This window comes from Nocardiopsis endophytica, from assembly GCF_027706725.1.
GTDB lineage: Bacteria > Actinomycetota > Actinomycetes > Streptosporangiales > Streptosporangiaceae > Nocardiopsis_A > Nocardiopsis_A endophytica.
In genome coordinates this window covers 37958-47586 of the sequence record NZ_JAQFWQ010000049.1, presented here as the reverse complement: position 1 = coordinate 47586, position 9629 = coordinate 37958, and the positions used below count along the sequence as shown (strand labels likewise).

The 9629-nt window shown below is 74.4% G+C and carries 7 protein-coding genes; 3 read left to right on the top strand and 4 right to left on the bottom strand.

Going from position 1 to position 9629, the window contains the following annotated elements:
• Window positions 1-844 precede the first annotated feature (844 nt).
• Window positions 845-1573, top strand: a complete 729-nt coding sequence (locus tag O4J56_RS17420) for a M50 family metallopeptidase (RefSeq protein WP_270686986.1) — start codon at window positions 845-847, stop codon at window positions 1571-1573.
• Window positions 1574-1631: 58 nt separating this feature from the next.
• On the opposite strand, the gene O4J56_RS17415 is transcribed toward O4J56_RS17420, so the two are convergent.
• Window positions 1632-1994, bottom strand: a complete 363-nt coding sequence (locus tag O4J56_RS17415; protein WP_270686990.1) for an STAS domain-containing protein — start codon at window positions 1992-1994, stop codon at window positions 1632-1634.
• Window positions 1995-2454: 460 nt separating this feature from the next.
• Here O4J56_RS17415 and O4J56_RS17410 point away from each other — a divergent pair, with 460 nt between their 5' ends.
• Window positions 2455-3294 carry a TauD/TfdA dioxygenase family protein gene (locus tag O4J56_RS17410; protein ID WP_270686985.1) on the top strand — a complete coding sequence of 280 codons (840 nt, stop codon included), beginning with the start codon at window positions 2455-2457 and terminating at the stop codon, window positions 3292-3294.
• Here O4J56_RS17410 and O4J56_RS17405 read toward each other — a convergent pair.
• From O4J56_RS17405 to O4J56_RS17395, 3 genes are all read right to left on the bottom strand, one after another.
• A complete protein-coding gene (locus O4J56_RS17405; RefSeq protein ID WP_408639133.1) occupies window positions 3260-5557 on the bottom strand; it encodes a hypothetical protein in 2298 nt (765 codons plus the stop codon). The two genes, O4J56_RS17410 and O4J56_RS17405, sit on opposite strands and share 35 nt — an antisense overlap.
• A 131-nt stretch (window positions 5558-5688) precedes the next feature.
• Window positions 5689-6324, bottom strand: coding sequence for a TetR/AcrR family transcriptional regulator (locus O4J56_RS17400; RefSeq protein ID WP_270686984.1), 636 nt, complete (start codon window positions 6322-6324; stop codon window positions 5689-5691).
• Between the two features lie 74 nt (window positions 6325-6398).
• Window positions 6399-7745, bottom strand: coding sequence for a phenylacetate--CoA ligase family protein (locus tag O4J56_RS17395; RefSeq protein ID WP_270686983.1), 1347 nt, complete (start codon window positions 7743-7745; stop codon window positions 6399-6401).
• 186 nt (window positions 7746-7931) lie between these two features.
• Between O4J56_RS17395 and paaN the strand changes: the two genes are divergently transcribed.
• Window positions 7932-9602 carry a phenylacetic acid degradation protein PaaN gene (paaN, locus tag O4J56_RS17390; RefSeq protein ID WP_270686982.1) on the top strand — a complete coding sequence of 557 codons (1671 nt, stop codon included), beginning with the start codon at window positions 7932-7934 and terminating at the stop codon, window positions 9600-9602.
• Window positions 9603-9629: the final 27 nt, after the last annotated feature.

Below are 9629 nucleotides of genomic sequence, written 5' to 3'. Positions count from 1 at the left end.
CCCTCGGCGATGATCTCGACGAAGGTGCTGTCAAAACCGCCAGGATGACAGCACCTTCGTCGAGATCATCACCGGGAAGGGGCGCACCGGGCCGACGGCCGCCACGAACACGGGCCACCACCACCCCACCCGGCCGCACCGCCCACCCGCACCGCGAGGAACCCGCCGCCCGGCAGGGGCCCGTAAGCGGGGTACCTGCTCAGCCGCCCGCCGACCCGGACCGCGAGCGGCCAGACGGACGGCAGGCAGGGCCGGGGAACCGCCCTGCTCATGCCGTCGCCGCCCTTTACGGCGACCACGCACACGCGCCGCACCCGACAGCGCTACCGCGTGGGCCGCTGGCCTGTCCTCGTCGCTGCCCTTGCGGCCTTGCACTCCGGCGGCCCGCCGCCCGGCCGGAGCCCGGAGCGGGGTACCAGTTGGGCCGCCCCTCAACCCGGACCGCGAGAAACCCGCCGCCCGGCAGGCAGGGCCGGGGAACCGCCCCGCTCATGCCGTCGCCGCCACCCCCGCCGACCATGCTCACGCCCGGCGGCCGACAGCGCTACCGCGAGGGCTGCTGACCTTTCCTCGTCGCCGCCCATCACGGTGACCGCGCACGCGCGCTGCGGCTGACGGCGCTCCCGTGTAGGGCGCTGACCTCCATCGTTGCCGCCTCGCGGCCCTGCGCTCCGGTGGCCCGCCGCCCGGCCGCCGTCCTTGAGCGGGGGACCCGCCGCCCCGTGTCCGCTCTGGTGGGCGGACTCTTCGGGGTGGCCGATGCCCTACCCTCCCTTCAGGCGTGGGGTCCGGACCGTGGGCCGCGCGTATCGACCGCTGCCGAGCGAGGACGGGGAAGCACGCCATGGAGGGAACGTCCTTCGAGGAGGTCGTGTCCGAGGTCGTCAGCACGCAGGTGGCGCCGCCGTGGTGGCTGGTCGTCGCGACCGGCGTGGCCGCCCTGGTCCTGGTGTCCACCGGAGGGCCGTGGCGGCTGGCGCGCAACGTCGTCACCATCGCCCACGAGGGCGGGCACGCGCTGGTCGCGCTGCTCAGCGGGCGGCAGCTGACCGGGATCCGGCTGCACTCGGACACCTCCGGGGTGACCGTCTCGCGCGGGCGCCCCGACGGGATCGGGATGATCCTCACCGTCTTCGCCGGCTACGTGACGCCGTCGGTGGTGGGCCTGGTCGGGGTGGTGTTCCTGCTCAGCGGCCGCATCACCGCGCTGCTGTGGGTGTCGGTGCTGCTGCTGGCCGCGCTGCTGGTGATGATCCGCAACCTCTACGGCGTGGTCTCGGTGGTGGGCACCGGCGCCCTGGTGTTCGTGATCTCCTGGTTCACCCCGGCCGAGGTGCAGGCCGCCTTCGCCTACTTCTTCACCTGGTTCATGCTGGCCGCCGGGGTGCGGCCGGTGTTCGAGCTGCAGTCGCAGCGGCGCCGCCAGCCCTCCCCGCAGTCCGACGCCGACCAGCTCCACCGGCTCACCGGGATGCCCGGCACCGCCTGGGTGATGGTCTTCGGCGCGGTCAACCTCGCGGCGCTGGCGCTGGGCGTGTGGCTGCTGTGGACCTCCGCGGGTCCCGTGCTGTGAGGGGGACGACAACGGGAGGGCGTGGCCGGATCCGGCCACGCCCTCCCGCCGTTCCCGATCAGGAGCTGGGCGCGTTCAACGGGGCGGCGAGCGCCGCGGCGACGTCCGGCATCACCGGGACCCGGGTGTCGATCGCGGTGACCCGCAGGATCTGGGCCACGCGCTCGTTCGGGGCGGCCACCATCACCGCCGCGTAGTGCTCCTTGGCGAGCTTGTGGGCCTGGATGAGCACCCGGAGCCCGCTGGAGTCGATGAAGTCGAGCCGGGAGAAGTCGAGCACCACACGCCCGTGCGGCATGGACTCGACCGCCTCGCGGGCGGCGGCGTGGAAGCGCCGCTCGGTGGCCAGGTCGACCTCGCCCTCGAGAGCGAGCACGAGGCCCTCGTCGTGGCTGTGGCTGGTGATCGTCAGGGCGGGCATGGCGGCTCCGGGAGTGCCCGGGCGGGCGCCGTGGGCGCCCCCGGCGGGGACAGCGGTCCGCGGGGCGCCCCGTTCCGGGCGGGCGCCGTGCACGGTCGCCTGCGCGGGCGCATGGTCGCGGCGGGACTGCTGACTCATCGTGTGGCTCTACCCCTCGTGCCGGGCGCCTGGTCGGGACCGGCATCTGCGTGGTCTTCGTCGTCGGCGATCGCTCGACGCCGGGGCGGGCGGCCGGGTGCGGGTGGCCGGGCCGGACGCGGCCTGCGGGGCGACCCGTGGGCTGGAACTCTCACGCCCGCTGGTTGCTAAGGAGGTTAGAACAAGCCTCCGTCCCGGACCATACCACACGGCTGTGGCCTATTCGTGACATGAGTGAAGCGCGAGCGTGCTCACAGTCGGGGTGGAGTGTTAGCCTCGCCACAACCAAGCAACTGCTTGTTTCATTGGGAGGCGTCCCGGCATGGCCATCGAGTTCACCAAGGCGACCGCGCGCGTCGGCGCCTACGTCACCGGCCTGGATCTGCGCCAGGAGCTGTCCGGGGAGGAGGTCGCCACCGTCCACCGCGGCCTGCTCGACCACGGCGTGCTCTTCTTCCGGGGCCAGGACATCACCGACGAGCAGCACGTGCGCTTCGCGCTGCGGTTCGGCGAACTCAACACCCCGCCGATGAAGGCCAAGGAGCCCACCGGGGACCCGGTCGCCGACGCGATGCACGTTCTCAACCAGACCAGCCCCAAGGGCGAGGGCGGCGACAGCTGGCACGCCGACAACACCTTCATGCCCAACCCGCCGCACGGCTCCATCCTGCGCGCCGTCGTGCTGCCCTCCGTCGGCGGCGACACCCTGTGGGCCAGCGCCTGCGCCGCCTACGACGGGCTCTCACCCGAGGTGCGCGCGCTGGCCGACTCCCTGACCGCCGTGCACGACATCACCCCCGGCGTCCGCAAGGCCATCGCCAAGGGCCACCCCCTCGACCTGGCCGACCTGCAGCGCCGCTTCCCGCCCCGGGAGCACCCCGTGGTGCGCACCCACCCCGAGACCGGCCGCCGCCTGCTGTACGTGCACCGCAGCTCGGTCACCCGGATCAGCGGCCTGGACGAGTGGGAGAACGAGGCGATCCTGCCGATGCTGTGCGACCAGATCCGCCGCCCCGAGTACCAGGTGCGGCTGCACTGGGAGGTCGGCACCATCGCCTTCTGGGACAACCGCGCGGTGCAGCACTACGCGGTCCCCGACTACACCGAGCGCCGCGAGATGCACCGGGTCACCGTGGACTTCCCGAAGGGGTTCGACGGCTGACCCCCTCGTCCTCCGCGCCCCGGCCGCCCGCGGCGCCGGGGCCCTCGCGCCGCAGCACCCAGGTCGCCGCCGACAGCGTCAGCGGCACCGCCACGGTCAGCGCCAGCGCCGGGATGGCGATGCCCGAGTCGTTGGCGGCGAACCCCACCAGCGCCGTCACCAGCGACCCGGTCAGCCCGGCGCGCAGCATGGGCGCGTACTCGTAGGTCCGCTGCAGCACCCCCATCCGCCAGTTCGTCGGCTTGTTCAGCACCGCGAACAGGAACAGCAGCGCGCACCCGGCCAGCAGCGTCAGCTGCCAGTTGCCCAGGGTGCCGAGCATGGCGCCCAGCTTGCGCTGCACGATCGGCCACGCGTCGCCCTCCAGCACCTGCCCGGCGAACAGCCCGAAGTGGCTGCGCTCGGCCGGCGGGCGCAGGTAGTCCCAGTAGGCGACCGCGGCCAGCACCGCCGCCCCGCCCGCGCACACCGCCGCCATCCGCACCAGGGTCACCCTGCGCCCGGCGATCATCAGCACCGTCACGGCCAGCCCCGGCACCAGGGCGAACAGCCCCCCGAAGTCGGTGCCCAGCCCGGGCCAGCCCACCACCAGCACGGTCGCCCCGCCGACGGCCGAGGCGACCGCGACCGCCGTGCGGCGCCGCCCCGCCGCGATCAGGTAGTGCGCGATCCCGGCCACCGCCATCAGCATGCCGGTGGAGAAGGTCGCGAAGGCGATGTTGCCGAGCCCGTAGAAGCGCCCGGCTACGATGGGGGTGTAGCCCATGGGCGAGTTCATCTGCAGGTTCGCGCCGGTGCACATGTCGGTGAACAGCACGGCCGTGGTGATCCCGGCGACCACCGTCATCGGCCCCAGGACGTCCCTGCGCCAGGGCCCCGCCAGCGCCGCCGTGACGATGAGCGACGCGAACAGCAGCACGCACAGCGGCAGGGCGGCCTCGGGCACCGGGAACGACCACCAGGGCACGAGGTTGGCCAGGTAGCTCGCCACGGGCACCGACGCCCCGCCCAGCGCGACCGCCCGGGTCGCCGCCAGCACCGCCGCGCGCTTGTCCCGGTCGCGCCCGCCCCACCGGTGCACCGCGTAGGCCGCCGCGGCGTAGATGAGCAGCTGGATGGCGACCAGCAGGCTGAAGAAACCCGCCATCAGCGACTCCACCACGTTGGCCGCGGTGTTGAACTCGGCCAGCCCGTCCACGGCGGCGCCCAGCTCGGCGGGGCGCTCGACCGGCGCCCAGGACCGCCCCACCGTCGCCGGGGGCGGGTCCATCCCCAGGGAGCGCAGGAGGGTGGTCGTCGTGTCGGTGAGGGTGACCAGCCCGTCGCGCCGGGTCGACTCCGAGGTCAGGTAGCGCCCCTCGTACCCGCCTCCGGCCGGGCCCGGGCCGTGCAGCAGCGCCGCGTTGAGGTTGGACCGCCCGGCCTCCACGGACACCCCGGCCACGATCAGCGTCGCGCCCTCGGGCACCGCGTCCGCCACCGTGCCGATCCGCTCGTCGATGGCCGACAGCGCCTCCAGCCGGTCGGCGCTCTGCACCGGGTCCGGCTCGGGCTCGGAGTCGCCCTCCGGGGAGGCCTCGGGGCCGGGCGAGGCCTCCGGGTCCACCGGCGGGTCCAGGTACAGGTCGGACAGCCCGTCCAGGTCGACCACGGTCAGCCAGGCGCCGGCCACCCGCTCCTCGGTGAGGGCGGAGGGGTTGGCGATGTAGTCGTCGACGCGGCCCTGCCCGTCGGCGGCGGCGAGCGCCGCGCCGGGGCCGACCGCCAGGGTGGTGCCCCCGGCGTCGTGCACCGCGCGGCCGAGCAGCCCCACGCGCGCGCCGTAGGGCGATTCGGCGTTGACCGCGACGTGGTCGGCGTAGTCCTCGACCACCGCCCCGTCGCCGTCGCGGGCGGGCGGGACGGGCAGCTCGCAGATGGAGTGCCGCTGGCGCTCGCTGAAGGCGCGCTGCCCGGCAGAGACGGTGAGCCAGCCGTCGACGGGGCAGGTGCGCGAGGTGGCGGTGCGGATCGACATGTCCCCGATGGCGCCGTCCTCGGCCAGCGACCACAGCTCGGGCGTGGTGCCGGGGCCGGCCTCCTCCCACATGAGCCCCGGGACGCCGACGAGCACCACCGGCGCGCCGGACGGAGGGGCCGCCGCCGATGCCGGGGGCGCGGGGGCGGCCGGGACCACCGCGGACACGAGCGCCGCCACGGCGGCCAGGGCGGCGAGCACGCCCGCCGCGGTCGCGGGCCGGTCCGCCGGTCCCCCCACAGGCACGGGATCCTCCTCGCTCCGGGGCCACCTGCTGCACACGGTAGCGGTCCGGGCACGCCCGATGGAGGTGTGCCACGCAGCCTGTGGACGAGTGGACGAGGGCGGTGCCGGGCCCCCGCTCCGCCGACGCGGGGTCAGTCCACCCGCAGGCCCTCGAAGGCGACCACCGCGACCTGGGCGGCCAGCCCCTCGGCGTCCAGCCCGCCGCCCGGCCGGTACCACTCCACCAGCGAGTTCACCATCCCGAACAGCAGCCGCCCGGCCACGTCCGGATCGACGTCGGGCCGGATCGCCCCCTCGGCCATGCCCTCCCGGACCAGGTCGGCCACGAACCGGTCGAACTCGCGCCGCCGCTCCAGCGCCCTGCGCTCCACCGGCGTGTTCCCGCGCACCCGCAGCAGCAGCGTCACGTGCGGCAGCTCCTCTACGAGCGCCAGCACGCTTCCGTGCAGCACGTGCTCCAGCCGCCTCAGCACCGGCCCGCCGGTGGCCTCCGGTTCGCGGGTGACGGCGAACAGGGCGTCCAGCGCCCGGTCCAGGGACTGGCGCAGCAGCTCGGACTTGCCCGAGACGTGGTGGTAGATGGCGGACTTGGTCACGCCCAGCGCGCGGGCCAGGTCCTCCATGCTGGTCCCGTCGTACCCCCGCTCGTTGAACACGCGCACCGCGGTCCGCAGGACCGAGTCGGCGTCGTGGCCGGGCCTGCCGGCGCGGCGGCGCGCGGAGGCGGAGGGGCCGGGCGGGGGACCGGAAGCGGTGGAGCGGGACACAGAGGGTGAATCTACCCCGGCCGCAACGGTCCCGGAGTGCGCATCGCCGCCCTGGTCGCCAACGGTGTCCGACGTCACGGCCGCTCGTCGACCGTCCTGCGCACCTTGCCGGAGGAGCGCTCCAGCGTCCCGGGGTCGAGCACCTCCACCGCGGCGCCCACCCCGGTGTGCTCGCGCACCGCCTCGGCCAGCACCCGCCCGGCCTGGGCGCGCTCCCGGTCGGCCACCCCCGGACGGGACTCCACCCGAACCGTCATCTCGTCCAGCCGCTCCGGCCGCCGCAGCACGATCTGGAAGTGCGGCGCCAGCGCCGGCACCCGCAGCACCTGCTCCTCGACCTGGGTGGGGAACAGGTTGACCCCGCGGAGCACGATCATGTCGTCGCTGCGCCCGGAGATGCGCTCCATGCGCCGGAACGCGGGCCGCGCGGTGCCGGGAAGCAGTCGCGACAGGTCCCGGGTTCGGTACCGCACCACCGGCATGGCCTCCTTGGTCAGCGAGGTGAACACCAGCTCGCCCTCGCCCCCGTCGGGCACCGGCGCGCCGTCGACCGGGTCGACCACCTCGGGGAGGAAGTGGTCCTCGAACACGTGCGGCCCGTCCTTGCTCTCCACGCACTCGTTGGCCACCCCCGGGCCCATCACCTCCGAGAGCCCGTAGATGTCCACCGCGTGCAGGTCGAAGACCTCCTCGATCTCCGCGCGCATGTCCTCGGTCCACGGCTCTGCGCCCAGGATCGCGGTGCGCAGCGACGTCGTCCGCGGGTCGACCCCCTCCTCGCGCATCGCGTCGGCGATGGTGAGCAGGTAGGAGGGGGTGACCATGATGGTCTCCGGCTCCAGGTCGCGGATCAGCCGCACCTGCCGGGAGGTCTGCCCGCCGGACACGGGGATGACCGTGCACCCCAGGCGCTCGGCGCCGTAGTGCGCCCCCAGCCCGCCGGTGAACAGCCCGTACCCGTAGGCCACGTGCACCTTCTCGCCGGGCCGCCCGCCCGAGGCGCGGATGCACCGGGCCACCAGGTCCGACCAGATGTCCAGGTCGCCGCGCGTATAGGCGGCCACGGTGGCCCGCCCCGTGGTACCGCTGGAGGCGTGCAGCCGCAGCACCTTGTCGTGGGGCACCGCCAGCGCGCCGTAGGGGTAGGCCTCGCGCAGGTCCTCCTTGGTGGTGAAGGGGAAGCGGGCCAGGTCGGCGAGGGAGCGCAGGTCGTCGGGGTGCACCCCGGCCGCCTCGCACTTGCGCCGGTAGAAGCCCTGGCGGGCGTAGGCGTGGGCGAGCGTCCAGCGCAGCCGTTTGAGCTGGTGCTCCTCCAGCATCCCGCGGTCGGCGCGCTCCATCGGGTCGAGCATCCCGGGGCCGGGGGCGGGACCGAGGCGCCTGCCGCCGGGGGCGGGGGCGTGGGGGGACGGGTCGGTCACGGCGTCGTCCTTTCGGCTGGCGCGCCCTGGAGCGCGGGGGACGGACCCTTGCGGCCTGAACGAACGGTCGGTTAGTAAGTACGGCATAGACAAGCACCACCGGCCGGGGCGCTGTCAAGGGGCGCGGCGGCCGCCGGTGCCCGAAAGCCCAGCTGGACGCGACGACGCGCAGGGAGAGGCCGCCCAATGGACCCGAGCGAGCTCTACGAACGGCACCGCAAGACCCTGGAGGAGGCGGTCGGCGCCATCCGCGGCCGGCACTTCTGGTCGCCCTACCCCGAGTCGCCGAGCCCGAAGGTCTACGGCGAGGAGGCCGCCCCGGCCGGCAAGGCGGCCTTCGAGGCCTACCTGGGCCGCGACTTCCCGCTGGAGGGCCACCCCGGCACCGGGGACCGGGTGGTCACCGAGCGCTCGCCCTACGGCCTGCCCCTCGGCGTGGGCTACCCGCGCGCCGGGGCGGACGCGCTCATCGCCGCCTCGCAGAAGGCCGCCGGGCCGCTGCGGGACGCCGGTCCGGACGCGCGCGCGGGGATCTGCCTGGAGATCCTGGACCGCATCAACAAGCGCAGCTTCGAGATGGCGCACGCCGTGCAGCACACCAGCGGGCAGGCGTTCGTCATGGCCTTCCAGGCGGGCGGCCCACACGCCCAGGAGCGCGGCCTGGAGGCGGTCGCCTACGGGCACGACATGACCACCGGCTACGGCGGCACCGTGCGCTGGGAGAAGCCGCAGCGCAAGGGGGACCCGCTGGTGATGGAGAAGCGCTTCACGGCGGTGCCGCGCGGCGTCTCCCTGCTCATCGGCTGCAACACCTTCCCCACCTGGAACGCCTACCCGGCCCTGTTCGCGAGCCTGGTCACCGGCAACACCGTCATCGTCAAGCCGCACCCGCGGGCGGTGCTGCCGCTGGCGATCACCGTGGCCATCGCCCGGGACGTGCTGGCCGAGTGCGGGCTCGACCCCGACGCGGTGCTGCTGGCCGCCGAGCGCGGTGAGGACCGGATCGCCGCCGACCTGGCGCTGCGGCCCGAGGTGCGGATCGTCGACTTCACCGGCTCCAGCGAGTTCGGCGACTGGCTGGAGGCCAACGCCCGGCAGGCCGCGGTGTTCACCGAGAAGGCCGGGGTCAACGGCGTCGTGGTGGACTCCACCGACTCCTACAAGGGGATGCTCGGCAACCTGGCGTTCTCGCTGTCGCTGTACAGCGGGCAGATGTGCACCACCCCGCAGAACATCTTCCTGCCGGCCGGGGGCATCGACACCGACGAGGGGCACAAGACCGCCGACGAGGTGGGCGAGGACCTGTCCGGCGCGCTCGGGCGGCTGCTGGGCGACCCGGCCAAGGCGTCGGGGGTGCTGGGCGCCATCGCCAACGAGGGGGTGCTGGAGCGGCTGTCGGCAGCCGAGGGGCTGGGCGAGCCGGTGCGGCGCTCCGAGGAGGTCGCCCACCCGGACTTCGCCGACGCCACCGTGCGCACCCCGGCCGTGGTCAAGGTGGGGGCCGACCGGGACGACGTGTACGGCCGCGAGCACTTCGGCCCGATCTCCTTCCTCGTGCCGACCTCCGGCACGGAGGAGTCGCTGCGGCTGCTGCGCGAGAGCGTGGGCCGCCGGGGCGCGCTGACCGCGTCGGTCTACTCCACCTCCGAGGAGGTGCTGGCCGAGGCGGAGAAGGCCGCGCTGGAGGCCGGGGTGAACCTGTCGGAGAACCTGACCGGGCAGGTGTTCGTCAACCAGTCCGCGGCCTTCAGCGACTACCACGGCAGCGGGGCCAACCGGGCGGCGACCACGTCGCTGACCGACCCGGCGTTCGTGGCCGGGCGGTTCAACTTCGTGCAGTCCCGCCGGCACGGCTAGGCGCGCACAGGGGCGGGGTCGCACCGT

Excerpts from the sequence above, each read along its gene's own strand:
- O4J56_RS17420 (WP_270686986.1), top strand. The coding sequence starts at position 845 with ATGGAGGGAACGTCCTTCGAGGAGGTCGTGTCCGAGGTCGTCAGCACG.
- paaN (WP_270686982.1), top strand. The coding sequence starts at position 7,932 with ATGGACCCGAGCGAGCTCTACGAACGGCACCGCAAGACCCTGGAGGAG.
- O4J56_RS17410 (WP_270686985.1), top strand. The coding sequence starts at position 2,455 with ATGGCCATCGAGTTCACCAAGGCGACCGCGCGCGTCGGCGCCTACGTC.
- O4J56_RS17415 (WP_270686990.1), bottom strand. The coding sequence starts at position 1,994 with ATGCCCGCCCTGACGATCACCAGCCACAGCCACGACGAGGGCCTCGTG.